This is a genomic window from Bradyrhizobium sp. 40, from assembly GCF_023100925.1.
In the GTDB taxonomy this organism is placed as follows: domain Bacteria; phylum Pseudomonadota; class Alphaproteobacteria; order Rhizobiales; family Xanthobacteraceae; genus Bradyrhizobium.
The window spans coordinates 3,967,229-3,992,437 of record NZ_CP064688.1 but is presented as its reverse complement, the minus strand read 5'-3'; the positions used below and the strand labels follow the sequence as shown (position 1 = coordinate 3,992,437).

Below are 25,209 nucleotides of genomic sequence, written 5' to 3'. Positions count from 1 at the left end.
GCCGGGACAAGCCCGGCCATGACGACGTGCTGGCCGCCTTACGCCGCGCGCACGCCAGCCAGGAAGGTCCCGACTTCGCCGGAGAGCTGCTCAGCCTGCTTGGAGAGGTTCGAGGCCGCGGCGAGTACCATGCCTGCGGCATTGCCGGTCTCGTTTGCTGCCGTGCTGACGCCGCCGATATTGGTGGTGACTTCCTGGGTCGCCTCCGCCGTCTGCGAGACGCTGCGGGCGATCTCGGCGGTGGCGGCGCCTTGCTCCTCGATCGCGGCGCCGATCGAGGTGGCGATCCGGCTGACCTCCTCGATGGTGGCGGTGATGCCGCCGATGGCGTCTACCGCTTCCTTGGTCGCGCCCTGGATCTGGGCGATCTTGTCGCCGATCTCGCGGGTGGCTTCCGCAGTCTGGCTCGCCAGCGACTTCACCTCCGAAGCGACGACAGCAAAGCCGCGGCCGGCTTCACCGGCGCGTGCGGCCTCGATGGTGGCGTTGAGCGCGAGCAGATTGGTCTGCGCCGCGATGCTGGAAATCAGCTCGGCGACATGCTCGATCTGCTGGGCGCCGTCCGAGAGGGCGCGCACGATGGTGTCGGTGCGGCGTGCGCTGTCCACGGCACGGCCGGTGACCACGGCGGACTGCGCGACCTGACGGCTGATCTCGGTGATGGAGGAGGAGAGCTCCTCGGCGGCGGCCGCAACCGTCTGGACGCGCTGGCTGGCTTCGGTGGCGGCCGAGCCCACGACGGCGGCGCGGCGGTTGGTGCCTTCCGCGGTCGACGACATCGACTTGGCAGTGACCTCCAGTTCGCCGGAGCCCGAGGCCATCAGGCCGACTAGCTGGCCGACGGAGGCGTCAAACCGGTCGGCAAGCGAGATCAGCGCGTCACGCTTCTCCTGTTCGCTGCGGGTCTTGGTGGCGACCTGCTCGGCCTCCAGCTTGCGCGCTGTCAGCGCGGTCTGCCTGAGCACTTCGAGGGTCTCGGCCATGCGGCCGATCTCGTCGCCGCGACCGGTCTCCTCGACCGCCGCATCGATGGCGCCTTCGGAAATGGCCTGCATGCGGTTCTTCTGGCGGTCGAGCGCGCCGAGCACATCGCGCGCAATCAGCCAGGACAGCGTCGCCATCAGCAGCATCAGGCCGATGCCGATCGCCCCCAGCTCCAGCGTCAAGGCTCGCACGTCGGCGTCAATGTCGTCGACATAGAGGCCGTAGCTGATCGTCGCGTTCCAGGGCGCGAATTTGCGCGCGAACACGGTCTTGCGGACGGGCTCCGTCTGGCCGGGGCGGGGATAGAGATAGGAGGTCACGCCGCCCTGTGCGGTCTCAGCGCCAGCCTTGATAATGGCGTCGGCGATCAGGACGCCATTGGAGTCCTTCGCACCGGTGATCTTGCCCTCGAGCTGCTGGTTGGCGCCGTTGACGATGAGGGACGTATCGGCGTTATAGACCACCGGATAGCCTTGGCCGCCATTGAAGCTCATGCGGCGGCCGCGCTGGTGGAACTGGACCTTCGCTTCGGCCTGCGTCAGCTTGCCGGCGCCGACTTCTTCTTCAAGTGATTGGGCGAGGTTATGGAGCATATCGACCGCGGTCCGCATCTGCTGGACGCGGTCCTCAAGCATGCGGCTCTTGCTGAGCACGGACGACACCCCGATGATGGCCGTGACCGTGAGTGCCGAAAGACAGACCATGCTGGCGAGCTTGGTGCGGATCTTGAGGTGGCTCAGCAGCTTCATCACGGCCTCGACGGAATGGTTATTGTTGCTCGCGTCGGTAGCATGAAATTCTTACCAATCATGAATGGACGCGTGCGACGGCTGCCGCGCAAGCGGCGTCCGCGAGCCGCATGCGCAAACATCCATGCGGAAAAGCGCCGTGTCGGCGCATGGCAAGTCAACTGGGAGAAAGATTGTGTGGGTCTTTAGTCCCGACCGAATCCGGTGGGAGCGGACATGAACCGATTCGTTCATCGCCTCATCATGTCGATGCTGCTGGTCGCGGTCCTCGTCCTCGTCTGGAACGTGCTGGGCTCGCGCTGAGATGGCACCCGTAAATGTTCGGGTGCCATCCCTTTATCCGCGAATCAATTGCTGATGCCTCAGCGCCGCGGGAACGCGCCGCCGGTTGTGCCGCTAGTCCTTGCCCATCGCCGCATCGGCGCTGACCGAGCCGCCGCCGGCTGCCGAGAGATAGAGGCAGGCGAAGCAGAACAGGATCGCCGCGGTGCCACCATTGAGCAGCGGCAGGAACACCGGCGTCTCGCCCTTGAACATGTGGCCCATGAAGTAGGCGAAGGCCATCTCACCCGACAGGATGAACGCCGCGAGGCGGGTGAACAGGCCGATCATCAGCAGCGCGCCAAGCACGAGCTCAAGCGTACCGGCTGCGTAGATGAGCGGCGGGATGTTTGCGAAGTAGGGAAGCACCGGAAACTTGAACAGCTTGGCGATGCCGTACTGGAGCAACAGGAGTCCAGTGATGAAGCGAAACAGGCTCAAGAGAACCGGTTGAAAGCGAACGAGATAGGGAAAGTTCATTGGTTTGTGCCCTCCATCCAATGCTTGCGACTAGGACCGCATTCAGTTCTGCCCTGCAAGCCGCCCAAGGGCAATTTGCGCTGACATTTTTGTCATGTCGGACAAAACACCGCAGGAGGGACTTTCACCCGCGCGCCATCCACATCTTTTGCAGCTGTTCGCGTCGTGCCCATCCGTAATTTCCCGGTGACGCGAATGCCCGCAGGTTACCTCTGAGACACCTACCGCCGCAGGGCGGGCACGACCAGGAACGGGATCATCCCGAGCACCACGCTGGCAAGCGCGAAGGCGAGCAGCGCGTTGTAGCCGTGGGTCGCGTCATGGATCAGGCCGCCGCTCCAGGAGCCGAACGCCGAGCCGAGTCCGCTGCCGATCGAGATCGTGCCGTAAATGGTGCCGACGCGCTTGCCCCCGAAGATCTTCATCGCGGTCGCCGTGATCAGCGGTCCACGTGAGCCCATCATGCTGCCGAAGCAGACCACGAATCCGGTGAGCAGGAGGAGATTGGCGGAGTATTGCAACAGCCACAGCAGGAAGATGCCGAGGATCGAGATCGCGTAGCTGAGCAGCACCGACGGCCGACGTCCGATCAGGCCGTCGAGCGCGGACACGCCGAGCATGCCGAACACCAGCACAACGCCGGAGAAGCCCCAGGCGGTCGCGGCCTGCAGCGGCGGAAAGCCGGCATCGATCAGATAGGCCACGATCTGTGCGGCGATCGCATACATGCCGACCGCGGTGAAGAAGAAGGTCGAGAACAGCGCCCAGAAGGCGTGATGGCGCATCGCGCTCGGAAGGGTCCAGCCGTGATCGACGAAATCCGGATCGGTCTTCTTCGCGATATGCGGCGAGCCCGAGGCGAACAGCCGCCATGGCAGCAGCATGAGCGGCACCAGCAGGCCGAGCGCGGCGAAGCCGAACAGCTGGTAGGTTTCGCGCCAACCGAGATGATCAATCAAAAGCTGCGAGGCCGGCAGCAGTGCCAGCACGCCGCCCCCCATGGCCGAGTAGACCACCGCCATCGCGGTCGGCAGCTTTGGGCCGAACCAGCGGCCCAGTAGGATCGAGTTCGGCACATTGCCGATGAAGGCGACGCCGATGCCGACGAAGAGTCCGATCGAGAGCTGGAACTGCCAGAGTGACTGCGCGTGCGCCGCAATCAGGAAAGCCGAGCCGAGCAGCAACAGGCCGAGTGCATAGACGATGCGCGGTCCGGAATGATCGAAAAGCCGTCCGACCAACGGCGCAGTCAGTCCGCTGACGAGCCAGGTCAGCGAATAGATCGAGACCACCTGGGCGCGATCCCAGCCAAAATTTTCCGAGATCGGCTTCAGGAAGACGGTAAAGCTTTCGCTGAGGCCGCGGCCGAGCACGGCGAGTGTGAAGCAGAGCGCGAGCACCACGAGCGCGGTGCGCACGACGCCCTGCGGCGTCGCCGTGACGCGTTCCCTGGTCGCTTGCTTGGACTGTTCCTCTAGCGTGTTCTGGTCCATTGCCGATCAGGGAGCGCGCTTCGGCGCGCCCTGACAAGCAGCGAAAATCTCATACGCCTATGCAGGCCTGAGCAGGATGTGCTTCTTCTTGCCGAACGACAGCTTGATCACGCCTTCCGGCGTCAGGTCGGCCGCCGACAACGCCATCTTCTCGTCGGTGACGGGCTCGTCGTTGACGCGCAGGCCGCCGCCCTTGATCTGGCGCCGTGCTTCGCCGTTAGAGGCAACGAGGCCCGCCTTGACGAAGGCATTGAGCACGCCGAGGCCGGCGTCGAACTCGCCGCGTGGAATTTCCACGGTCGGCAGGCTCTCGGCCAGCGCGCCTTCCTCGAAGGTGCGGCGCGCGGTCTCGGCCGCCTCGTTCGCTGCGTCGCGGCCATGCAGGAGCGCGGTCGCCTCCGTGGCGAGCACCTTCTTGGCCTCGTTGATCTCGGAGCCTCCGAGTGCCTCGAGCTTCCTGATCTCGCTCATCGGCAGCGTCGTGAACAGCTTGAGGAATTTGCCGACGTCGGCGTCCTCGGTGTTGCGCCAGTACTGCCAGAAATCATAGGCCGAGAACTGGTCGGCGTTGAGCCAGACCGCGCCTTGTGCGGTCTTGCCCATCTTGACCCCCGATGCCGTCGTCAGCAGCGGCGTCGTCAGCGCATACAGTTGATGGGTGCCCATGCGGCGGCCGAGATCGACGCCCATGATGATGTTGCCCCACTGGTCGGAGCCGCCCATCTGCAAGTTGCAGCCGGTCCGCCTGGCGAGTTCGACATAGTCGTAGGCCTGGCAGATCATATAGTTGAACTCGATGAAGCTCATCTCCTGCTCGCGCTCGAGGCGTAGGCGCACGGAGTCCATGGTCAGCATGCGGTTGACCGAGAAGTGCCGGCCGATGTCGCGCAGCATCTCGATGTAATTGAGCTTTGTCAGCCACTCGGCATTGTCGAGCATGATGGCGTCGCTCTTGCCCTCGCCATAGCGCAGCACTTTTGCGAACACGCCGCGGATCGATTCCTTGTTGGCCTCGATCTCGGCGACGGAGCGGATCGCCCGCGTCTCGTCCTTGCCGGAGGGGTCGCCGACCATGGTGGTGCCGCCGCCCATCAGCGTGATCGGCTTGTTGCCGGATTGCTGCAGCCAGTGCAGCATCATCATGGTCAGGTAGTTGCCGATGTGCAGCGAGCGTGCGGTGCAATCGTAGCCGACATAGGCCGTCACCTCGCCCTTGGCGGCGAGTGCGTCCAGCCCCTCGAAATCGGAGCATTGGTGGATGAATCCACGTTCCTGCAGCGTGTTGAGGAAATCCGATTTGAATGCAGTCATTTGTCGGCGCGCCTGACAATTCTTGGTTTACCGTTTTGGGAGCAATTTAAGGGTCTTCTATGGGAACTCGGTTGCTGCCCGCTACTTTGGCCTGTGGCATTATAAGATGTGTCCCTCTGGCACAAGATCGGCATGCCGGAAGGGTCTCTTGAGGACGCTGATCCATGATGTTGACGGCACTCGGTTTGATGAGCGGCACCTCGCTGGACGGGGTGGATGTCGCGCTGATCGAAACCGACGGAAAGCAGGTCAAGGCATTCGGACCATCCGGCTACCGGCCCTATAGCCCGGCGGAGCGCAACCTGCTGCGGCAGGCGCTGAGCGAGGCGGTGCACCTGCCGCAGCGCGATGCCCGGCCGGGGATCTTGGCCGAGGCCGAGCGCGCGGTGACTCAGGCGCATGCTGAGGCGGTCGCCGCCTTCGTCAGCCAGAACCGGATGAAGCCGGAAGACATCGACATCGTGGGCTTCCACGGCCAGACCGTGCTGCACCGCCCCGAGAAGCGACTGACCGTGCAGATCGGCGATGCGCCGGCGCTGGCCAAGGCGATCCATATCCCGGTGATGCATGATTTCCGCGCCGCCGACGTCGAGGCCGGCGGGCAGGGCGCGCCATTCGTGCCGGTCTACCACCGGGCGCTCGTCCATTCGCTGGAGCGCGAAGGGCCGATCGTTGTCGTCAATATCGGCGGCGTCTCCAACATCACCTATATCGACGGCAACGACACGCTGATTGCCTGCGACACCGGGCCCGGCAACGCGCTGCTCGACGATTTCATGTACCGCACCATGAATCAGGCGTTTGACGCGGACGGAAAGTTCGCAGCGCTCGGCAAGGCCGACGAGGCCTGGATTGCACGGGCGCTGGAATTGCCGTTCTTCGCAAGCCCGCCGCCGAAATCGCTCGACCGCAACGATTTTGCTGCCCTCAAGCTGGGCGATACCGCGCCGGCCGATGGCGCCGCGACGCTCACCGCCTTCACCGCGGCGGCCATCGCCCGCATCATCCCGCTGCTGCCACGCAGGCCGCGAAGTTGGATCGTCTGCGGCGGCGGCGCCCGCAACCGGACCATGCTCGAGATGCTGCGGGAGCGCGTCGGGTCCGCCACTGTCGAGGCCGCCGAGACAGTCGGCTGGGCCTCCGACGCCATCGAGGCGCAGGCCTTCGGCTTCCTGGCTGCCCGCGGCCTAAAGGGCCTGCCGCTGTCATATCCCGCGACCACGGGCGTGCCGATGCCGATGACAGGCGGGGTGATCGCGCGGCCGTGAAGGTGATCCTACATCGATACCGGTCAATGCAAATGCATCGAACTTGACGAATGAATGCAAATGCATCTATATTTGATGCAGTTGCATCCAACCGCCGGGATCTTTGCCATGACCGCTTCACTCAAACTGATCAGCCATAAGCTTTGTCCATTCGTGCAGCGCGCCGTGATCGCGCTCAACGAGAAGGGCGTCCCGTTCGAGCGGGTCGACATCGATCTCGCCAACAAGCCGGACTGGTTTCTCAAACTATCGCCGCTCGGCAAGGTGCCGGTGCTGGTCGTGACGAGCGAGAAGGGCGAGGTCGCGCTGTTCGAGAGCAACGTGATCTGCGAGTACATCGAGGAGACGCAAGGCGGCCGAAAACTGCATCCGACTGATGCGCTCGAGCGTGCCGAGCATCGCGCCTGGATGGAGTTCGGCTCGGCGATTCTCGGCGATCTCTGGGGGCTGGAGACCACGACCGACCCGGCGACGTTTGAGAGTAAGCGCCAGGCACTCGTGGCGAAGTTCGCGCGTGTCGAGGCCGCGCTCAACGCAAGCCCATTCTTTGCCGGCGATGCGTTCAGTCTCGTCGATGCGGTGTTCGCTCCCATCTTCCGCTATTTCGACGTGTTCGATGAACTGGCCGAACTCGACATCTTCAAGGATCTGCCCAAGGTCCGGGCGTGGCGCGCCGATCTTGCGAAGCGTCCGAGCGTCCGCACTGCGGTGGGCGCGGACTATCCGCAATTGCTGCGCGCCTTCCTCGTGCGCCACGACGCGCATCTGCTCAAGCTTGCGGCCTGAGCCCACGCCGATGTCGCAATCCATGGCCTGGCTGATGCTGGTGATCGCCGGCGCACTCGATGTCGGCTGGGCGATCTCGATGAAATATGCGGAGGGCTATACGCGCGCTGGCTGGAGCATCGTCTCGCTCGTGCTGCTCGCAACCTTCGTTGTCCTGCTCGGGCGTGCCTTGAAGGTGCTCGAGGTCGGCGTCGCCTATTCGGTGTGGACCGGCATCGGCGCCGCCGGCACCTTCGTCATGGGCGTCGTGCTGTTCGGCGAGACCTTGAGCGCGATGAAACTAGCGGGCATCGCGCTCGTCTTGATGGGAATCGTCGCCCTCAAGCTGGCTTAAAACCGAGCTTTAGTTTGGTAGCCTGGATGGAGCGAAGCGCAATCCGGGGCCTTGTCTCAGCAGATGGAGCTTCCCGGATTTCGCTTCGCTCCATCCGGGCTACAAGGCTCAGCGACGAGGCCTTAGCGCACGTTGGCGAGGCGCATGTCGAGATAGGCCGTGATGGTTTCCATCAGCGGCTCGAGCTTGGCGTCGAAGAAATGATTGGCGCCGGGGATGACCTGCTGGTCGATCACGATGCCCTTCTGCGTCTTCAGCTTCTCGACCAGCGTGTTGACGTCCTTGGGCGGCACCACCGCGTCCTTCTCGCCATGCACGATGAGCCCAGAGGACGGGCAGGGCGCGAGGAACGAGAAGTCGTAGAGGTTGGCGGGCGGTGCGATCGAGATGAAGCCCTCGACCTCCGGACGGCGCATCAGCAGCTGCATGCCGATCCAGGCGCCGAAGGAGAAGCCGGCAACCCAGCAGGCGCGCGCTTCGGGATTGATGGTCTGCGCCCAGTCGAGCGCCGCGGCCGCGTCCGACAATTCGCCGGTGCCGTGGTCGAACGAGCCCTGGCTGCGGCCGACGCCGCGGAAATTGAATCGCAGTACCGAGAAGCCGCGATGCGCGAACGCATAGTAGCACTGGTAGATGATCTGGTGATTCATCGTGCCGTGGAACTGCGGATGCGGGTGCAGGACCATCGCGATCGGCGCGTTCTTCTGCTTGGCCGGATGGTAGCGGCCTTCGAGACGGCCGGCGGGGCCGGTGAAAATAACTTCAGGCATGATAATCTCTTGATTGATCCCTTGAAGACGCTCTTCAACAATCAACCGATTGTGCGGATTTCATCGGCTGCTGGGCCGATCAAGCCGCGAAGGGAAGGGTGGAGCGGCGCCCTCGGATGATGCGCGAGCGGCGCGCGGCGAACTGACGCGCGCGTTCTAACATGAGGCGAGGGTCAAAAAGCAAGCATCTTGAACATCGCCCAATGAGCTCAAGAGCTTACCCGGTCATGCCAGTGTCATGCCGACGGCTGCCGGGACCCAACCAGGTGACGGCCAGGATCGGTGGTGTGGCAACAACCAATTGGAATCACGATTGTTTATCGTTTGTCGGGCGATCGCCGGTGGCGATTCACACCGGCTCGGTGCGATCTCCCAGGGAGGCGACCGCGGGCCGATACCGGCGGCTGCCCCCAAGCGTCTGCCCATTGTCGAATGTGAGCTCGAAATCCCCTGACGGCTTGAAGTCCACGGCGCTCACCCGGTCGAGATTGGCGAGCCTGGTCCGGTGCACGCGCACGATGGCGAAGCGGGCGAGCTCGCTTTCGGTCGCGGCCAACGTGCCGCGGATCAGGTGCTGGGTGCCGCTGGCGAGGTTGTATTCGATGTAATTGCCGGCAGAGGCGACCCACAGGATGTCGCGCGGCACGACGCGAATGCGGCTGGTGCCGTCCCGGAGCCAGATCAGATCGGGGGACGACTGCTCCAATGGAACGGCCGGGATGGGCATCGCCGTCCGCACGGCCTTCCGCAGCTCGCGCCGGCTTTCGAGCAGCCAGAGCGTTGCTCCGAGCAGCAAAGCGGTCACGGCATCCTTGCGGAACTCGTACAGGACCGCCGCCAACGAGAAATGGAAGTCGTAGGCACTTCCCGCGAGCCAGAGCAGGAATTTCCGGACCGCTACCATTCCGGTGATGTGGAGGGCCGAGAAGCCAAGCAAGGCGACCGCGGCGATTCCGATCCGAATTGCCAGCGGCCGTGTCTGGCGCATGCGCCGGACGGCCAGCACCAGGATCGGCACCAGCAGCAAGATGACGATGATGCTCGACAGCTCCCAGAACAGTCGCCGGCCAATGTCATAGCTGTCGCCACGCCAGGCGGCGTCCTGCGCGCCGGAGAGCGCATTGACGATCCCGATGGCGAGCGAGACGGCGGCGATCGCGGCGAACATCGTTCCGTCGCCACTGATCCCGCCGGGCCAACCGCTCGTCCCGGACCCCGACGCCTCGTCCCCTCGCGCCCGGTCCTGATCCCAAACCGTCTCGACACGCTCCGTTTCGGGGGCATTTTGGCCGTCAGCCATGGCCCAAAACCCGTGTTTGCCGTCCCGCCGAGGAGCAGAGAACCATGTCAACACCGCAACAAATTTCGAATTCGGAACGACGCATCGATCTGGATTGGGTGCGGATTTTAGCGTTCGGGCTCTTGATCTTCTACCACGTCGGCATGCTCTACGTGTCCTGGGGGTTTCACATCAAGAGCGAGCACCGGCTGACTTGGCTCGAGCCCCTGATGCTGGTCATCAATCCCTGGCGGCTGTCGCTGTTGTTTCTGGTTTCCGGCGTCGCCACCCGTTTCATGCTGGGCAAGTACAACCTCGGTGCCTTCGTCCGCACGCGCTCGGCACGACTCCTGATCCCACTGATCTTTGGCATGCTCGTGATCGTGCCGCCGCAGTCCTACCTCCAGATCGTTGAGAGCCTCGGTTACCCCGCCGGCTTCGCCGATTTTTACGTCCGGCACTATCTGGCGTTCGGAGCGCAATTCTGCCCGAACCCCTGTATCGTGCTGCCGACCTGGAACCATCTCTGGTTCGTAGTCTATCTATGGGTCTACACCGTCGCGCTGGCCGGCGTGCTCTGGCTGCGGCCCATGCTGGCCGATCGGCTCGGCCCGAGACTGGCTGTCCTCCTCACCGGACCCGGGCTGCTGGTCCTGCCGTGCCTTTTGTTCGCGGCCTGCCGCTTGTTCCTGTTTCCGGCCTTCCCGTCGACGCACGCGCTGTTCGGCGACTGGTACAACCATGCGGACCATGCGACCGCGTTCCTGATTGGCTTCCTGCTGGCGAAAGAGGGCGGTATTTGGCGCGATATCGAACGGCAGCGCTGGATTGCGCTCGCAGTTGCCGCAAGCCTGTTCGTCCTGTTCATTCTGCTTCGTGCCGGCCTGGTCGAGCCATCGCCGATGCTGAGATGGTTCGCGAGCTCGGCCTATGGCTGCTACCAATGGCTGGCGATGGCGGCGGTGCTCGGCTTTGCGCGACGCCACCTGACGGCCGACGGCCCCGTGCGCCGCTATCTGACCGATGCGATCTTTCCCTATTACATCGTGCATCAGACCGCGATCATCATGATCGCGCACGCATTGCAGGGCAGCGGGCTATCAGCCGGAAGCGAAGCCGCCATCGTAATATCAGGCACCGCGCTCACTTGCCTCGTCGCCTACGAGATCGCGCGTCGGATCGCCTGGCTACGGCCACTGTTTGGCCTCCGGACAGAGGTCCGATCCTCGGCCGGAATTGCGCAGCAACAGCCGGCCTGATGTGCGGCGGCTGCCGATTGGCGCGAGGGTAAAAGATGCTAAGAGGGCGCCATGCCGAGCCGCGTCTATCTCGACTGGAATGCGACCACGCCGCTGCGCGCCGAGGCGCGCGCAGCGATGCTGGCCGCCTACGAGCTGATCGGCAATCCGTCCTCGGTTCACGCCGAGGGGCGACAGGCGCGGCGGCTGGTCGAGGACGCTCGTGCCGTCCTCGCCGCAGCTGTAGGTGCGCTGCCGCGGAACGTCGTCTTCACCTCCACCGGAACCGAAGCCAACGCGCTGGCGCTGTCGCCGGGCCTGCGAGGGCCGTCTGGCAGGCCTGTGGAGCGGCTTCTGGTCTCGGCCGTCGAGCATGCTTCGGTGCTGGCAGGCGGCCGGTTCCCGGCGGATAGGATCGGTCAGATCCGGGTCACACGCTCCGGCGTGGTCGACCTCGGTCATTTAGAGGCGCTGCTCCGCGACGGCCCGCCGGCGCTGGTCTCCATCATGGCGGCCAACAACGAGACGGGCGCGCTGCAGCCGGTCACTGACGTCGCGGGAATCGTTCACGGGGCCGGCGGCCTCCTGCATGTCGATGCAATCCAGGCGCTTGGAAAAACTCCCTTTGATATCAAGGTGATCGGCGCGGACCTTGCAACCTTTTCTGCGCACAAGATCGGCGGCCCCAAGGGGGTCGGCGCGCTGGTCGTGGCCGACGGCGTGGCCGGACTCGAGCCGGTGCTGCGGGGCGGCGGGCAGGAGCTGAACCGGCGCGCCGGAACCGAGAATGTCGCCGGCATTGCCGGCTTCGGGGCATCCGTGCGGGTTGCCCGTCAGGCTTTGCCGGAGGATGCGGAGCGCATGGCAACTCTCAGAGATCGCTTGGAGAATGGCATTCGCTCCATGGCCGGCGCAACGGTCTTCTCAGATGACATCAGGCGATTGCCAAATACCGTTCTTTTCACGGCTCCCGGCTTGAAAGCCGAGACCGCGGTGATCGGATTTGACCTCGAAGGCATCGCGGTATCCTCGGGTTCCGCCTGTTCCTCGGGCAAGGTGCAGCCGTCCCACGTGCTGTCGGCGATGGGGTATGATCCCACCGTCGCCCAGGGAGCGGTGCGTCTCAGTCTGGGCTGGTCCACGGAGCCGGATGACATCAACAGGACGTTAGAGGCTTGGCGAAAGCTCGGTAATACCCTACTTAAGGGATAAGCGATGAAACACGGCTTGAACGGTTCTAAGCGCGTGCGTCTCGCCAAGAAACATCGTAATAGTCGTCCGAGTTTGATGATCCACCGCGGTCCTTGAAACCGCGAGCGGAGGATAGAATGCCAGCCGTGCAAGAGACGGTCGAGCGCGTGAAGCGCATCGACGTCGATCAGTATCGTTATGGGTTTGAGACCCTGATCGAGTCCGACAAGGCCCCCAAGGGGCTGTCGGAAGAGACCGTCAAGTTCATCTCCGAGAAGAAGAACGAACCCGCCTGGATGCTCCAGTGGCGGCTTGAGGCCTATCGGCGCTGGCTGACCATGACTGAGCCGACCTGGGCCCGCGTCGACTATCCCAAGATCGACTTCCAGGACCTCTATTACTATTCGGCGCCGAAGCCGAAGAAGACGATCACCTCGCTCGACGAGATCGATCCCGAGATTCTGAAGACCTACGAGAAGCTCGGCATTCCCTTGCGGGAAGTCGCCATGCTCGAAGGCGTCGAGCCGAAGCCCGGCGAGGAAGACCCCAACAGGCGCAAGATCGCGGTCGACGCCGTGTTCGATTCGGTCTCGGTTGCGACCACCTTCAAGGCCGAGCTGAAGAAGGCCGGCGTGATCTTCATGCCGATCTCAGAGGCGATCCGCGAGCATCCCGAGCTGGTGCAGAAATATCTGGGATCCGTGGTGCCGACCTCGGACAATTTCTATGCGACGCTGAACTCGGCGGTGTTTTCGGACGGCTCGTTCGTCTACGTGCCGCCGGGCGTGCGCTGCCCAATGGAGCTGTCCACCTATTTCCGCATCAACGAACGCAACACCGGCCAGTTCGAGCGCACGCTGATCATCGCCGACAAGGGCTCCTACGTCTCCTATCTCGAGGGCTGCACCGCGCCGCAGCGCGACGAGAACCAGCTGCACGCGGCCGTGGTCGAGCTGGTCACGCACGACGACGCCGAGATCAAATATTCGACGGTGCAGAACTGGTACCCGGGCAATTCGGAAGGCAAGGGCGGCATCTACAATTTCGTCACCAAGCGGGGTGACTGCCGCGGCAACAATTCCAAGATCTCCTGGACCCAGGTCGAGACCGGTTCGGCGATCACCTGGAAGTATCCGAGCTGCATCCTGCGTGGCGACAATTCGCGTGGTGAATTCTACTCGATCGCGATCTCGAACGGCTATCAGCAGGTCGACTCGGGCACCAAGATGATCCATCTCGGCAAGAACACGTCGAGCCGCATCATCTCCAAGGGCATCGCCGCCGGCAAGTCGCAGAACACCTATCGCGGGCTCGTCACGGCGCATCGCAAGGCGACCGGCGCGCGCAACTTCACCGCCTGCGATTCGCTATTGATCGGCGACAAATGCGGCGCGCACACCGTGCCCTACATCGAAGCCAAGAACTCGTCGGCGACGTTCGAACACGAGGCCACCACGTCCAAGATCTCCGAGGACGTGCTGTTCTACTGCATCCAGCGCGGCCTCACGCAGGAGGAGGCGGTCGGCCTCGTCGTCAACGGCTTCGTCAAGGACGTGCTGCAGCAACTGCCGATGGAATTCGCGGTGGAAGCGCAGAAGCTGATCTCGATCTCGCTCGAAGGATCGGTCGGCTAGCGCCGGCCTCATCCTGAGGAGGCCACGTAAGCGGCCGTCTCGAAGGATGGATATGGAAAGATTGTTGGCCTCAATCCTTCGAGACGCGCCTGCGGCGCTCCTCCGGTTGAGGAGATAGATGGAAACAAGATATGGCTTTGCTCGAAGTGAAAGACCTCAAGGTTCGTGTCGAGGAGCGTGAGATCCTCCACGGGCTGACGCTGACCGTGAACGAGGGCGAGATCCACGCGATCATGGGGCCGAACGGCTCCGGCAAGTCGACCCTGTCCCACGTCATCGCCGGCAAACCCGGTTACGAGGTCACCGACGGCGAGATCCTGTTCAAGGGCGAAGACCTGCTCGCGATGGCCCCGAACGAGCGCGCCGCCAAGGGCGTGTTCCTGGCGTTTCAGTATCCGGTCGAGATTCCCGGCGTCTCCACCATGAATTTCCTGCGCACCGCGCTGAACGCGCAGCGCAAGGCGCGCGGCGAGAGCGAATATTCGACGCCGGACTTTTTGAAGAAAGTCCGCGACGTCTCGAAGTCGTTGAACATCCCGCAGGACATGCTCAAGCGCGGCGTCAATGTCGGCTTCTCCGGCGGCGAGAAGAAGCGCAACGAGGTGCTGCAGATGGCGCTGTTCGAGCCGAGCCTGTGCATCCTCGACGAGATGGATTCCGGCCTCGACATCGACGCGCTGCGCATCGCAGCCGACGGCGTCAACGCGCTGCATTCGCCCAAGCGCGCGATGGTCGTCATCACCCACTATCAGCGGCTGCTCAACTACATCGTGCCTGACGTCGTGCACGTGATGTCGAAGGGCCGTGTCGTGAAGAGCGGTGCCAAGGACCTGGCGCTGGAGCTGGAGTCGTCCGGCTACGCCCAGTACGAGGACGCGTAAGGAATTTTGCGATGAACGTTGCTGTGGCAAAGACCGGAAACGGCCGCGCGGTGAGCGATCTGTTCGCCAGCGCCGAAGGCCGTCTGCCGGGTTCGCCTTCCGTGATCGCCGTGCGCCGCGAGGCGTTCGAGACCTATGAGCGTCTCGGCCTGCCGCACCGCCGGAGCGAGGAATGGAAATACACCGATCTGCGCGCGCTGGTCGGCGAGGTGCTGCCGCTTGCGGCTGCGCCCGATGCGGCTGCGTTGAAGCGCGCCGCGGACGCCGTGAAAGCGCACGCGATCGCGGGCGCCCGCAAGCTGGTGTTAGTCGACGGCGTGTTCGCTCCCGATCTCTCGGACGTCAAGGCGCTGGCCTCGGAGGTGAGCGTTAAGACCTTGCGGGAGACGCTGGACAAGGATTCCGGTCTGTTGAAGACCGCGGCCACCGATGCGGTGATCGCGCTGAACGCGGCGATGGCGACCGACGGTGTCGTGCTTACGGTCGCCGATGGCGCGCAGCTCTCCGCGCCGATCCAGATCATCCACATCGCGATCTCGTCTTCCGCGTCGACGTTCACCCGCTCGCAGGTCGCGGTCGGGAAGGGCGCTCGTGCCACCATCATCGAGAGCTTCGTCGCGGCCGGCGCCAAGGCTTACCAGGTCAGCGATGCCGTCATCCTCTCGGTCGGCGACAACGCCGACGTCGCGCATATCCGCCTGATGGATGATTCGCCGGATGCGGTGAACATCACCTCGCAGTTCGTCAGGGTCGGTGCGAACACGAAGCTCAATTTCTTCAACATGACGACCGGTGCTGCGGTCAGCCGCCTGCAGGGTTTCATCACGCTGGCGGGTGAGGGCAGCGAGCTCTCCGTCAACGGCGTGAACCTGTTGCAGAAGACCGAGCATGGCGACACGACGCTGGTGGTCGACCACGCCGTGCCGAATTGTGTGAGCCGCGAAGTTTTCCGTGCCGTGATCGACGATCGCGCCCATTCGGTGTTCCAGGGCCGCATCATCGTTCGTCCCGATGCACAGAAGACCGACGGCAAGATGATGATCCGCGCGCTGCTGCTCTCGGACGAAGCGGAAGCCGACAACAAGCCCGAGCTCGAGATCTTTGCTGACGACGTTTCCTGCGGCCATGGCGCCACCGCCGGCGCGCTAGACGACAGCCTCCTGTTCTACCTGAAGGCGCGCGGCCTGCCCGAGAAGCAGGCCCAGGCGCTGCTGATCCAGGCTTTCGTCGGCGAGGCGATCGAGCAGATCGCCGACGATGATCTGCGCGAGCACGTGATCGGCATTGCCGAGCGCTGGCTGGAGCGGCGCCAATGAGCACGCATCCGGCAGTCAAGAACGGCTCTTACGATGTCGCGCGCGTGCGCCAGGATTTTCCGGCGCTGGCCATGCAGATCTACGGCAAGCCGCTGGTCTATCTTGATAACGCGGCTTCCGCGCAGAAGCCGAGCGCCGTGCTCGATCGCATGACGCAGGCCTACACCTCCGAATACGCCAACGTGCACCGCGGCCTGCATTATCTCGCCAACGCCGCGACCGAGGCCTATGAGGGCGGCCGCACCAAGGTGGCGCAGTTCATCAACGCTGCGCGGACCGAGGAAGTGATCTTCACCCGCAATGCGACCGAGGCAATCAACCTCGTCGCCTCGTCCTGGGGTGAACCGAACATCAAAGAAGGCGACGAGATCGTCATCTCGATCATGGAGCACCACTCCAACATCGTGCCCTGGCATTTCCTCAGGGAACGCCATGGTGCCGTGATCAAATGGGCGCCGGTCGACGACGAGGGCAATTTCCTCATCGAGGAATTCGAGAAGCTCCTGACATCGAAGACCAAGCTGGTCGCGATCACGCAGATGTCGAATGCGCTCGGCACCATCGTTCCGGTCAAGGACGTCGTGAAGATCGCTCACGCCCGCGGCATCCCCGTGCTGGTCGACGGCAGCCAGGGCGCCGTGCATCTGCCCGTCGATGTCCAGGACCTCGGCTGCGACTTCTACGTCTTCACCGGCCACAAGGTTTACGGTCCGACCGGCATCGGCGTGCTCTGGGCCAAGTACGACCACCTCGTCGCGATGCGTCCGTTTAACGGCGGCGGCGAGATGATTCGCGAAGTCTCGCGCGACATCGTCACCTATGGCGATCCCCCGCACAAATTCGAGGCCGGCACGCCGGCGATCGTCGAGGCCGTCGGGCTTGGCGCCGCCATCGACTACGTCAATTCGATCGGCAAGGAGCGTATCGCCGCGCACGAGCACGATCTCGTCACCTACGCCCAGGACAAGCTGCGCGAGATCAATTCGCTGCGGCTGATCGGCACGGCACGGGGCAAGGGCCCGGTGATCTCTTTTGAGCTCAAGGGCGCCCACGCCCATGACGTCGCCACCGTGATCGACCGCCAGGGCATCGCGGTGCGGGCCGGCACCCATTGCGTGATGCCGCTTTTAGAGCGGTTCAACGTCACAGCCACATGCCGGGCGTCGTTCGGCATGTATAATACGCGGGAAGAAGTCGATCATCTGGCACAGGCGCTGTTGAAGGCGCGGGATTTGTTCGCATGAGTGACACGGCCGAAATCAAAGCCAATCCGATGGAAACCCAGTCGGCGCTGCCGCCTGAGGAGACCGAGCGTTTGACCACCGAGATCATCGCCGGGCTCAAGACCGTGTTCGACCCGGAAATCCCGGCCGATATCTACGAGCTCGGCCTGATCTACAAGGTCGAGATCAAGGACGATCGTTCCGTCGACGTGCAAATGACCCTGACGACGCCGAATTGTCCGGCCGCCGGCGAGTTGCCGACGATGGTCGAGAACGCGGTCGCCAGCGTCCCCGGCGTCGGCGTGGTTGACGTCAAGGTGGTCTGGGAGCCGGCCTGGACGCCGGAACGCATGAGCGACGAGGCCCGCCTCGTGCTCAACATGTGGTGACGCGTAACCCTGGCTTTAGATACTCGTTAGATCCTTGGCATTGAATTCGCTCGGCAACGGACCACATCACTGACATGACACAGATATCGTCGGGTTCAACACCAGCATCCACTCCGAAGCCGCGGCGGCCGCGCCCGCAGGTGATGCGGCTGACGGACGCTGCTGCCCAGCGCATCAACGAGCTGACCCAGCGGGCCGATTCCGAGATCGTGGGCCTGCGCGTCGGCGTCAAGAACGGCGGCTGTGCCGGCCAGTCCTACACCGTCGAATACGCCCACGATGTCCGCCCGACCGACGAGGTCGTCGAGGACAAGGGCGTCAAGATCCTGGTCGATCCCAAGGCCGTGCTGTTCCTGCTCGGCACCGAGATGGACTACAAGGCCGACAAGATGCAGGCCCAGTTCGTCTTCAACAACCCCAACCAGATCTCCGCTTGCGGCTGCGGTGAGTCGGTCGAACTGCGCCCGGCGCAGATCGACGGGTAGTTTTTCCGTCGTTGCGAGGAGCACTTGCGACGAAGCAATCCAGACTGTCTCTGCGGCGACAATCTGGATTGCTTCGCTTCGCTCGCAATGACGGCGGTGGTATGAAGGCTGGCCTGCTCGCCCCGGGAAGCCTGCCATGGACCGCGAATTCCTGATCGACCTGTTCGCCGATTTCGGCCCCGTCGCCATCCGAAAAATGTTTTCCGGCTACGGCATCTCCGCCGACGGCATCAATTTCGCGCTGTCCCTGCGTGCCGGCTTGTTCTTTCGCGCCGACGAGATGACCATCCCGGACTTTGAAGCGGAAGGCTCGAAGTCATTCCAATACGCGACCCGCGCCAAGACGGTGCTGGTGAACTCCTATTGGGAGCTGCCGGCCCGCCTGTTCGACGATTCCGAGGAGCTTGCGCAATGGGCGAAGGCGGCTCTCGCCGCCGCCCAGCGCGCCAAGGTGAAGAAGCGGCCCAAGGTCAAGAAGGCGGCGAAGAAGGTTGCCAAGCCTGCGAAAGGGCGGAAGAAGGCGAGCAAAAAAAAAGCGGTTGGGAAGCGCGCCAGGCGACTGGGTTAAGCTCAGTCCACGGCCTTTGTCAGGCCAACCCTCATGTCTTTGGCGATGTAAACGCAGACACCGTCAGCTTGCACGCGGCCGTCGGCAAATCCCAGGACCAGCCTGCCGCGCCTCACCTGGCGCATGACGACCTCGTAGCGCACGCATCGTGTGTCCGGTGTGATGGAGCCCGTGAACTCCACCTCGCCGACGCCGATCGCGCGGCCCTTGCCCGCTGAGCCCGACCAACCGAGCCAATAGCCGATCATCTGCCACATGGCATCCAGTCCCAGAGACGCCGGCATCATGGCATCGCCGCGAAAGTGGCAATCGAAGAACCAATGGCCTGGCGCGATGTCGAGCTCGCCGACGATATGGCCCTTGCCGAACTCGCCGCCGTCCAGGCTGATCTCCGTGATGCGGTCCATCATCAGCATTGGCGGCGCCGGCAATTGCGCGTTGCCGGGACCGAAATAGCTGCCCTCGCTCGATCTCAGCAGGTCGTCCCTGGTGTAGGACGGTTGCGGCGTGTGAAAATCATGCGGGTTGGGCAAGACGACAAGTCCTCCGGATGCTCGCAGTCGGACGCCTTGAGACGGCGAGGGAGATGTCGTTCGTCAGGCCAGAATGTCAAGCGCAGGTGGCGGTGCGCGGCTTCGGCGTCACGCCACCCGGTTGTGCGTCTCGACCGCGAATTCCGGATCGGCCTCGCAGATCACGCGGTTGCGGCCGTTGCGTTTGGCGGCGTACAGGCAGGCATCCGCGCGTTCGATCAGCGCATCGGTGTCGTCGCCCTGCTTCAGCATGGAGACGCCGATGGAGATGGTGACGCGGCCTAGGATTTCGCCGGTGGACTTCTTTTTCAATTCCTTGGCCATCACGGCGCGGCGGATGTGATCGGCCACCGTGAGGGCCTGGCGCAGCGCGGTGTTGGGCAACACGACCGCGAATTCCTCGCCGCCATAGCGCGCGGTGATGTCCTGGCCCTTGATGGTCTGCTTCAGCGACAGGCCGACCAGCCGCAGCACCTGGTCGCCGGTGAGATGGCCGTAGGAATCGTTGAACGACTTGAAATGATCGATGTCGACCAGCAGCAGCGACAGCGGATCGCCGGAGGCGAGCGCGCCTTGCACGGCCATGTCGATCATGCGATCGAAATATTTGCGGTTGCCGAGCCCCGTTAGCGGATCGGTCAGGCTCTCGGCGCGGATCGCCTCCAGGCTCTGCTGGAGGTTGCTGATCTCGCTCTTCGACAGCGTCAGCCGGTCTTCCAGCGCCTTGTTGGTCTCGCGCATCTCGCTGGTCGAATGCAGCAGCGTCTCGACGATCGACTTGATCTGCTCGCGGCTCTTGGCCGATGAGAGCTTTTCGGTCGCGCCCGACAGGCTGGCATCGTAGGAGCCGGTCATCCCGAGCGCGTCACCGAGTACCTTCATCACGTCGTCGATCTCGCCGATGACGCGCGCGCCGACCTTGTCGATGCGGTCGGTGGTCTTGATGTGGGAGAGGTAGGTCTCGTAGATCTGATCGAGATCGGCTTCGGTCAGCGTGCCGCTCCGCGCCAGTGTCTCGTTGATGATCTTGTTGAGCGGGGCATTGTAGCCGGTGGCGTAGACGAACCAGATCTCGTAATTACGGGGAATTGCGGTCTGTCGTAGCGATCGGATCTGACCGAGCGCCACCTCGGCGAACGCCATCGTGCGTTCGTGTTCGTCGAGCACCTTGACCACGGAACATACCCCACAGCGATCGGCGTGCCGTCGACCGCAGCAATACTTAAATTATGTTCGTAGGCTAACGGACGATCGTGAACGCCCCGTAAATATACGTCCACGAATACGTCCAGAAAAGTGCACGCAAGCTTTATTTCAACCAAAGCCGGGCGCGCATCGGGCTTCAGGCGCCGGCTGGGGAGCGAACCGGACGCAGCAGAAAGGCCGGCAGATGCGAGTGGTCGCCCGGCTCGCTGTCGGCCTCGCGTTGGCGGCGCGGCTCGGGACGGCCGATCGACGGCACATGCGACGGATTGGCCTGCTCGCGCGCACCGTCACGCGGCTCGGATGATGGCTTGGCTTCGCGCGAAGGTCTGGCTTCACGCGAAGGTCTGGCTTCACGCGAAGATCTGGCTTCACGCGGAGGCCTTGCCTCGCGCGCGGGCCTTGCTTCGGAAGCGGGCCTTGCTTCGGGAGCGGACCGTGCTTCGGCTGAAGGCTGTGCCTCGCCACGCGCTTCGCGCGGCTCCTGGCTGCGCTCGCGACCGCGTTGCGGCTTGCCGCGTCCGCCGCGTGAACGTTCACGGCCGCGCTGCTCGCGCGGACGCTCGCTCGCATCGGAAGCATCGGTGCGGACTTCGAAATCGCCTTCGGCGCGCGGAATGCTCTGTCCGATCAGCTTCTCGATCGCCACCATCGACTTCTGGTCGGGCGGCGTGACGAGCGAGATCGCCATGCCGGACCGGCCTGCGCGACCGGTGCGGCCGACGCGGTGGACATAGTCGTCGGGATGGTGGGGAACGTCGAAATTGAAGACGTGGCTGACCTCGGGGATGTCGAGGCCGCGGGCGGCGACGTCGGATGCGACCAGCAGCGGCAGCTCGCCCTTGCGGAACTGTTCGAGCGCCGCCGTGCGGGCCGACTGATCCATGTCACCGTGCAGCGCGCCGACGCTGAAGCCGTGCTTTTGCAGCGATTTATGAACGACGGCGACATCGCGCTTGCGATTGCAGAAGATGATCGCGTTCTGGAGATCCTTGGCCTCGCGGAGCAGTCGGCGAAGCAGCTCGCGCTTCTCGTGCGCCTCGCGCCCGGCCGGGACCTGACACTGCGTAACCGTGACAGCGGTGGTGGCGGGCTTCGATACCTCGATCTTCTGCGGATTGTGCAGGAAGGTTTCGGTGATGCGCCGGATCTCCGGCGGCATGGTCGCGGTGAAGAACAGGGTCTGCCGCGTGAACGGGACGAGCTTGCAGACGCGCTCGATGTCGGGAATGAAGCCCATGTCCAGCATGCGGTCGGCTTCGTCGATGACGAGCAACTCGACGCCGGTGAGCAGCAGGCCGCCGCGCTCCGTGTGGTCGAGCAGGCGGCCGGGAGTGGCGATCAGCACATCGACACCGCGCGTCAGCTTGGCATCCTGGTCGCCGAAGGAAACACCGCCGATCAGGAGGGCGACGTTGAGTTTCTGGCCCACGCCGTAGCGGTCGAAGTTTTCCTTCACCTGCGCCGCGAGTTCGCGGGTCGGCTCAAGGATCAGCGTGCGCGGCATGCGCGCCCGGGCGCGGCCCTTTTCGAGAATGGTGAGCATCGGCAGCACGAAGGCGGCGGTCTTGCCGGTGCCGGTCTGGGCGATGCCGAGAACGTCCTTGCGAGCAAGGACGTGAGGGATCGCCTGTTCCTGAATGGGGGTGGGGGTGGTGTAACCGGTGGCCGCCACTGCGGCGAGGACTTTTTCGGATAGTCCGAGATGGGTAAAAGACATTGAGCCTCTGGTCGAAACCGCCGTTCGGATTCGAGGGTAATAAGGCTGTCGCGTTCCACCCCAAAACGGCGCGCTCTCAAAGAAGCTGGGGGTGCTGACTCACGCGAACAAAGCGCCAAGCTCAGGAATCGCTCTTCGATACCGAGCCGCGTCGACCCGGAACATAGGGGGGAATCGGCCAAAGTCAATGGAGCAGCCGCGGGAAGGCCCTAAAAAACCTGAGGTTTTCGCTCAAATAGCGGGCGAGGCTGCGGTTTTCCGCCCCATCCAGCGGTCGGCCGGAGCTGTCCAAACGTCGGCTAACGCCCTTCCGGACCCTGGGCGCGGAAGTCGCCGGGGGCCATCCCATAGGCGGCGTTGAAGACCCTGTAATAGGTCGCGAGGCTGTCGAAGCCGCAGGCGGTCGCGATGTCGGCGATCAGCCGGTCCGGGGCTTCGCGCATCAGGCGGCGGCTCTGGTTCAGGCGTTCGTCCGTCACGGTTTGCGAAAAACTCTTGGCCGCGGTTTCGAACAGCATGTGCAGGTGACGGACCGACACGCCGAGAAGGTCGGCCACCATCGTCGGCGCCATATCCGGGTCTTGCAGGTGACGCGCGATCAGGCGTCGTGCCAACGAGAGCCGGGCGGTCCGCAGCGCGGCCTGCCCGAGGCGGCTGCCGGGCCGCAGGATGCCGCGCTCGATCAGTGCCAGATGGGCTAAAGCCTGGACGAGGGGGGCGGCATCGGCGGCGCCGTCATCACCCGCGGCAACCGTACCGAGGTCGGCAAAGCAGGCGTCGAGTAGGGGCGCCAGGCTGGGATCGACGAACGTCCGGGGCGCAAGCTCGCGCATGCGCTTGTCCTGCGTGGAGAGACCGCTCGCGGGAATCTTCAGGATCCGCAGGTGGAAGCCTCCCGCGCCCAGCGGCGCGGCGCGATAGGGCTGGTCGGTATGGCTGGTGGCGAAGCTGCCGTTGGCGATCGTGAAGTCGCTGCCGCGCATGCCGCCGAACCAGGCGCCGCTGCCGAGTTGCTGATAGACGCAGAGGCTGTCGCCCGGCGCGTCAGCGATGTCGGTCATGCTGCGCTCGACCGTGTAATGCGAAGCCTTCAGCTCGACGAGGCCGGCTCCGCCAAGCTGACACAGCGAGAATTCGCCGAAGAAGTCCGCGCGGCGTTCGCGCTCGAGTTCGACGGTGACGCCGAACAGGCCCTTGGCGCGCACCTCGCGCCAAAAGTCGAAGCGGTCGTGCGGCTCGACCTCGTCGGTGCACCAGCGATACACGGCGTCCCCTCGCTTCCAGCGGAATTGCCCACAAGAATTGACCGAGAAAAAGCAAATTCCGGTGGCATCTACCATAGGCTAGACGACAGACCTGAGTCCTCAGGGCTGTTGAACCAGCGCTATGGCTGGGCCGACTATCACATCAACGATGCGGTTCCCATGAACCGCTGTTCGAAGGAACCGGCGTGGGCCGTTCTTGAGGGATTTTCGATGACACGTCGGCTTTTCAGAGTACTGGCAGCGCTTGGCCTTGCGGCCGGCCTCAGCGGTTTCGCGCTTCCTGCCTGTGCCGAGAAGCGCGTCGCGCTCGTGGTCGGCAACAACGACTATAGGAACGTTCCGAAGCTGCTCAAGGCGGTCAACGACGCCCGCACCATGGGCGATACGCTGAAGCAGCTCGGCTTCTCGGTGATGCTCGCCGAAAACCAGAGCCGGCAGCAATTTTCGGAGACGCTGCTTGCGTTCGATCGGACGATCGAGCCCGGCGACACCGCGTTCTTCTTCTATGCCGGCCACGGCTTCGAGATCGCAGGCCAGAATTACCTGCTGCCGACGGACGTGCCGGCAGCGACGGAAGGGCAGGAAGAGCTGGTGCGTGACGCCTCCATCCTGGCCGATCGCATCGTCGAGCGCCTCCAGAACAAGAAGGCGCGAACCTCGATCCTGGTGTTCGACGCCTGCCGCAACAACCCGTTCGAGCGCAAGGGTACCCGCGCCGTCTCCGGCGGTGGCGGGCTTGCCCCGATGGTGCAGCTGCCCGAAGGCGTGTTCTCGGTCTTCTCCGCGGGCCCGCGCCAGACCGCGCTCGACCGCCTCTCCAACGACGACGCCAATCCCAATTCGGTGTTCACGCGCACCTTCGCCAAAGAGCTGCTCCAGCCCGGCGAGAACCTGGTGCAGGTGGCGCAGCGTACGCGCCGTCTCGTCAGCGAGATGGCCGACACCGTCAAGCACAGGCAAGTGCCGGTCTATTTTGATCAGATGGTCGACGACGTCTTCCTCAGCGGCATCGCCAAGGATGTCGCCGCGCGCCCGGCCGATCCGCCGGCGCAGAAGCTCGCGGCGCTGCCGCCAGTGTCGGTGCCGCGCGCGCCGAAGGAGGAGACCACCAACGCGCCGATCGCGAGCTTCTCGCGCCACAATGGCGGCTGGAGCGTGGTGTTCTCCTTTGCCGATCCGACGCTTGGCGTTTCCTGGCGCATGGCCGGCAATGGCGATTTCCGCGAAACCGGCTTCATCGATACGCTCGACCCGCGCACGCGCAAGAGAATGCCGAACTCGTCGATCGAATTGCCGCCGGACGCGCAGGCCGGCACCATTGAGGTCCGCTATGTCGACCAGTCCGGTGACATGCAGGGGCCGTTCCCGATCAGGTTCGATCCCGAAGCCGCGCTGATCCGCGACCAGCGCAAGATCCTCGACATGACCGCGACGAGCTGGCTGTCATTCCGCGAGTTCAACGGGCTGCTGGTCTACTACACGCACCTCGTGTCTTACCGCTGCGCCATCCGCGAGGTGCGCATCGGCATCGACACCGCCGTTCCGAACCAGGTGTTGAAGATGCCGGGCTGCGACATGCGCGATCCCAGCGCGATCAGCGCCGGCATGCCGCTCTACATGAAGCTCGCGCCGGCAACGCAGTTCATCTCGGTGGAGCTGACCTATCGCGACGGCAGCGTGTCGGAGATCAAGAGCTTCCGCAGCGCGAACCGCAGCAATAATTGATGAGGCGGCCGAAGGCGTCGCGCGCGCTTCTTGTTACCCGCGGCGCTTCCTGATGAAGCTCTT

Annotated in this window: 23 protein-coding genes; 13 read left to right on the top strand and 10 right to left on the bottom strand. The window is 63.9% G+C overall.

What is annotated here, in order from left to right; all coding sequences use genetic code 11:
- Positions 1–38: 38 nt before the first annotated feature.
- The 4 genes from IVB40_RS19460 to tyrS all read right to left on the bottom strand — a co-directional run bounded on the left by IVB40_RS19460 (position 39) and on the right by tyrS (position 5,338).
- Positions 39–1,733 (bottom strand): methyl-accepting chemotaxis protein, encoded by a 1,695-nt coding sequence (locus IVB40_RS19460; RefSeq protein ID WP_247286219.1) that lies wholly within the window; start codon positions 1,731–1,733, stop codon positions 39–41.
- Between the two features lie 396 nt (positions 1,734–2,129).
- Positions 2,130–2,534, bottom strand: a complete 405-nt coding sequence (locus IVB40_RS19455; protein ID WP_027569850.1) for a DoxX family protein — start codon at positions 2,532–2,534, stop codon at positions 2,130–2,132.
- Positions 2,535–2,755: 221 nt separating this feature from the next.
- Entirely contained in the window at positions 2,756–4,027 is a 1,272-nt protein-coding gene (locus tag IVB40_RS19450; protein ID WP_247408641.1) for an MFS transporter, read from the bottom strand.
- Positions 4,028–4,084: 57 nt separating this feature from the next.
- Positions 4,085–5,338 carry a tyrosine--tRNA ligase gene (tyrS, locus tag IVB40_RS19445; protein WP_027569852.1) on the bottom strand — a complete coding sequence of 418 codons (1,254 nt, stop codon included), beginning with the start codon at positions 5,336–5,338 and terminating at the stop codon, positions 4,085–4,087.
- 164 nt (positions 5,339–5,502) lie between these two features.
- Here tyrS and IVB40_RS19440 point away from each other — a divergent pair, with 164 nt between their 5' ends.
- The 3 genes from IVB40_RS19440 (at position 5,503) to IVB40_RS19430 (ending at position 7,726) form a co-directional block, all read left to right on the top strand.
- Complete coding sequence (locus IVB40_RS19440; RefSeq protein WP_247816019.1) at positions 5,503–6,606, top strand: anhydro-N-acetylmuramic acid kinase; 1,104 nt, start codon at positions 5,503–5,505, stop codon at positions 6,604–6,606.
- A gap of 108 nt (positions 6,607–6,714) precedes the next feature.
- Positions 6,715–7,392 (top strand): glutathione S-transferase family protein, encoded by a 678-nt coding sequence (locus IVB40_RS19435; RefSeq protein WP_247816017.1) that lies wholly within the window; start codon positions 6,715–6,717, stop codon positions 7,390–7,392.
- A 10-nt stretch (positions 7,393–7,402) separates the two neighbouring features.
- Positions 7,403–7,726, top strand: a complete 324-nt coding sequence (locus tag IVB40_RS19430) for a multidrug efflux SMR transporter (RefSeq protein WP_027569855.1) — start codon at positions 7,403–7,405, stop codon at positions 7,724–7,726.
- Between the two features lie 122 nt (positions 7,727–7,848).
- Here IVB40_RS19430 and IVB40_RS19425 read toward each other — a convergent pair whose 3' ends face one another.
- Both IVB40_RS19425 and IVB40_RS19420 read right to left on the bottom strand, forming a co-directional pair.
- Positions 7,849–8,496: an alpha/beta hydrolase gene (locus IVB40_RS19425; protein ID WP_007591562.1), complete on the bottom strand. Its 648-nt coding sequence runs from the start codon at positions 8,494–8,496 to the stop codon at positions 7,849–7,851.
- A 349-nt stretch (positions 8,497–8,845) separates the two neighbouring features.
- The gene (locus IVB40_RS19420; protein WP_247816016.1) at positions 8,846–9,664 is read right to left on the bottom strand and encodes a LytTR family DNA-binding domain-containing protein; all 819 of its coding nucleotides are present in this window, start codon (positions 9,662–9,664) and stop codon (positions 8,846–8,848) included.
- 176 nt (positions 9,665–9,840) lie between these two features.
- Here IVB40_RS19420 and IVB40_RS19415 point away from each other — a divergent pair, with 176 nt between their 5' ends.
- The 9 genes from IVB40_RS19415 to IVB40_RS19375 all read left to right on the top strand — a co-directional run bounded on the left by IVB40_RS19415 (position 9,841) and on the right by IVB40_RS19375 (position 18,700).
- Positions 9,841–11,034: an acyltransferase family protein gene (locus IVB40_RS19415; protein ID WP_247816015.1), complete on the top strand. Its 1,194-nt coding sequence runs from the start codon at positions 9,841–9,843 to the stop codon at positions 11,032–11,034.
- Between the two features lie 51 nt (positions 11,035–11,085).
- Positions 11,086–12,225: a cysteine desulfurase family protein gene (locus IVB40_RS19410; RefSeq protein ID WP_247816013.1), complete on the top strand. Its 1,140-nt coding sequence runs from the start codon at positions 11,086–11,088 to the stop codon at positions 12,223–12,225.
- Positions 12,226–12,341: 116 nt separating this feature from the next.
- Positions 12,342–13,838: a Fe-S cluster assembly protein SufB gene (gene sufB / locus IVB40_RS19405; RefSeq protein WP_027569858.1), complete on the top strand. Its 1,497-nt coding sequence runs from the start codon at positions 12,342–12,344 to the stop codon at positions 13,836–13,838.
- 131 nt (positions 13,839–13,969) lie between these two features.
- On the top strand, positions 13,970–14,719 hold the full coding sequence (sufC, locus tag IVB40_RS19400; RefSeq protein ID WP_027569859.1) for a Fe-S cluster assembly ATPase SufC: 750 nt from the start codon (positions 13,970–13,972) through the stop codon (positions 14,717–14,719).
- 11 nt (positions 14,720–14,730) lie between these two features.
- Positions 14,731–16,035 carry a Fe-S cluster assembly protein SufD gene (gene sufD / locus IVB40_RS19395; protein ID WP_247816012.1) on the top strand — a complete coding sequence of 435 codons (1,305 nt, stop codon included), beginning with the start codon at positions 14,731–14,733 and terminating at the stop codon, positions 16,033–16,035.
- Positions 16,032–17,279, top strand: a complete 1,248-nt coding sequence (locus IVB40_RS19390; protein WP_247408656.1) for a cysteine desulfurase — start codon at positions 16,032–16,034, stop codon at positions 17,277–17,279. Before sufD ends, IVB40_RS19390 begins: the two co-directional genes overlap by 4 nt.
- The gene (locus IVB40_RS19385) at positions 17,276–17,647 is read left to right on the top strand and encodes an SUF system Fe-S cluster assembly protein (protein ID WP_007591551.1); all 372 of its coding nucleotides are present in this window, start codon (positions 17,276–17,278) and stop codon (positions 17,645–17,647) included. Before IVB40_RS19390 ends, IVB40_RS19385 begins: the two co-directional genes overlap by 4 nt.
- Positions 17,648–17,721: 74 nt before the next feature.
- Complete coding sequence (locus IVB40_RS19380; protein ID WP_081747958.1) at positions 17,722–18,132, top strand: iron-sulfur cluster assembly accessory protein; 411 nt, start codon at positions 17,722–17,724, stop codon at positions 18,130–18,132.
- A 136-nt stretch (positions 18,133–18,268) separates the two neighbouring features.
- Complete coding sequence (locus IVB40_RS19375) at positions 18,269–18,700, top strand: TfoX/Sxy family protein (RefSeq protein WP_247816010.1); 432 nt, start codon at positions 18,269–18,271, stop codon at positions 18,698–18,700.
- A 2-nt stretch (positions 18,701–18,702) separates the two neighbouring features.
- Here the strand turns inward: IVB40_RS19375 and fabA are convergent, their stop codons facing one another.
- The 4 genes from fabA to IVB40_RS19355 form a co-directional block, all read right to left on the bottom strand.
- Positions 18,703–19,233, bottom strand: a complete 531-nt coding sequence (gene fabA, locus IVB40_RS19370; protein WP_247816009.1) for a bifunctional 3-hydroxydecanoyl-ACP dehydratase/trans-2-decenoyl-ACP isomerase — start codon at positions 19,231–19,233, stop codon at positions 18,703–18,705.
- Between the two features lie 108 nt (positions 19,234–19,341).
- On the bottom strand, positions 19,342–20,409 hold the full coding sequence (locus tag IVB40_RS19365; protein ID WP_247286200.1) for a GGDEF domain-containing protein: 1,068 nt from the start codon (positions 20,407–20,409) through the stop codon (positions 19,342–19,344).
- A 166-nt stretch (positions 20,410–20,575) separates the two neighbouring features.
- Positions 20,576–22,156, bottom strand: a complete 1,581-nt coding sequence (locus IVB40_RS19360; RefSeq protein WP_247816008.1) for a DEAD/DEAH box helicase — start codon at positions 22,154–22,156, stop codon at positions 20,576–20,578.
- Between the two features lie 299 nt (positions 22,157–22,455).
- A complete protein-coding gene (locus tag IVB40_RS19355; protein WP_247816007.1) occupies positions 22,456–23,421 on the bottom strand; it encodes an AraC family transcriptional regulator in 966 nt (321 codons plus the stop codon).
- Positions 23,422–23,631: 210 nt separating this feature from the next.
- Here IVB40_RS19355 and IVB40_RS19350 point away from each other — a divergent pair, with 210 nt between their 5' ends.
- Complete coding sequence (locus tag IVB40_RS19350) at positions 23,632–25,146, top strand: caspase family protein (protein WP_247816006.1); 1,515 nt, start codon at positions 23,632–23,634, stop codon at positions 25,144–25,146.
- The last annotated feature ends 63 nt before the right edge of the window (positions 25,147–25,209 follow it).

Excerpts from the sequence above, each read along its gene's own strand:
- tyrS (WP_027569852.1), bottom strand. The coding sequence starts at position 5,338 with ATGACTGCATTCAAATCGGATTTCCTCAACACGCTGCAGGAACGTGGA.
- IVB40_RS19430 (WP_027569855.1), top strand. The coding sequence starts at position 7,403 with ATGTCGCAATCCATGGCCTGGCTGATGCTGGTGATCGCCGGCGCACTC.
- sufB (WP_027569858.1), top strand. The coding sequence starts at position 12,342 with ATGCCAGCCGTGCAAGAGACGGTCGAGCGCGTGAAGCGCATCGACGTC.
- IVB40_RS19425 (WP_007591562.1), bottom strand. The coding sequence starts at position 8,496 with ATGCCTGAAGTTATTTTCACCGGCCCCGCCGGCCGTCTCGAAGGCCGC.
- IVB40_RS19380 (WP_081747958.1), top strand. The coding sequence starts at position 17,722 with ATGACACAGATATCGTCGGGTTCAACACCAGCATCCACTCCGAAGCCG.
- IVB40_RS19440 (WP_247816019.1), top strand. The coding sequence starts at position 5,503 with ATGATGTTGACGGCACTCGGTTTGATGAGCGGCACCTCGCTGGACGGG.
- IVB40_RS19360 (WP_247816008.1), bottom strand. The coding sequence starts at position 22,156 with ATGTCTTTTACCCATCTCGGACTATCCGAAAAAGTCCTCGCCGCAGTG.
- IVB40_RS19455 (WP_027569850.1), bottom strand. The coding sequence starts at position 2,534 with ATGAACTTTCCCTATCTCGTTCGCTTTCAACCGGTTCTCTTGAGCCTG.
- IVB40_RS19415 (WP_247816015.1), top strand. The coding sequence starts at position 9,841 with ATGTCAACACCGCAACAAATTTCGAATTCGGAACGACGCATCGATCTG.
- IVB40_RS19410 (WP_247816013.1), top strand. The coding sequence starts at position 11,086 with ATGCCGAGCCGCGTCTATCTCGACTGGAATGCGACCACGCCGCTGCGC.
- sufD (WP_247816012.1), top strand. The coding sequence starts at position 14,731 with ATGAACGTTGCTGTGGCAAAGACCGGAAACGGCCGCGCGGTGAGCGAT.
- IVB40_RS19385 (WP_007591551.1), top strand. The coding sequence starts at position 17,276 with ATGAGTGACACGGCCGAAATCAAAGCCAATCCGATGGAAACCCAGTCG.
- sufC (WP_027569859.1), top strand. The coding sequence starts at position 13,970 with ATGGCTTTGCTCGAAGTGAAAGACCTCAAGGTTCGTGTCGAGGAGCGT.
- IVB40_RS19450 (WP_247408641.1), bottom strand. The coding sequence starts at position 4,027 with ATGGACCAGAACACGCTAGAGGAACAGTCCAAGCAAGCGACCAGGGAA.
- IVB40_RS19375 (WP_247816010.1), top strand. The coding sequence starts at position 18,269 with ATGGACCGCGAATTCCTGATCGACCTGTTCGCCGATTTCGGCCCCGTC.
- IVB40_RS19350 (WP_247816006.1), top strand. The coding sequence starts at position 23,632 with ATGACACGTCGGCTTTTCAGAGTACTGGCAGCGCTTGGCCTTGCGGCC.
- IVB40_RS19435 (WP_247816017.1), top strand. The coding sequence starts at position 6,715 with ATGACCGCTTCACTCAAACTGATCAGCCATAAGCTTTGTCCATTCGTG.
- IVB40_RS19460 (WP_247286219.1), bottom strand. The coding sequence starts at position 1,733 with ATGAAGCTGCTGAGCCACCTCAAGATCCGCACCAAGCTCGCCAGCATG.
- IVB40_RS19390 (WP_247408656.1), top strand. The coding sequence starts at position 16,032 with ATGAGCACGCATCCGGCAGTCAAGAACGGCTCTTACGATGTCGCGCGC.
- IVB40_RS19420 (WP_247816016.1), bottom strand. The coding sequence starts at position 9,664 with ATGTTCGCCGCGATCGCCGCCGTCTCGCTCGCCATCGGGATCGTCAAT.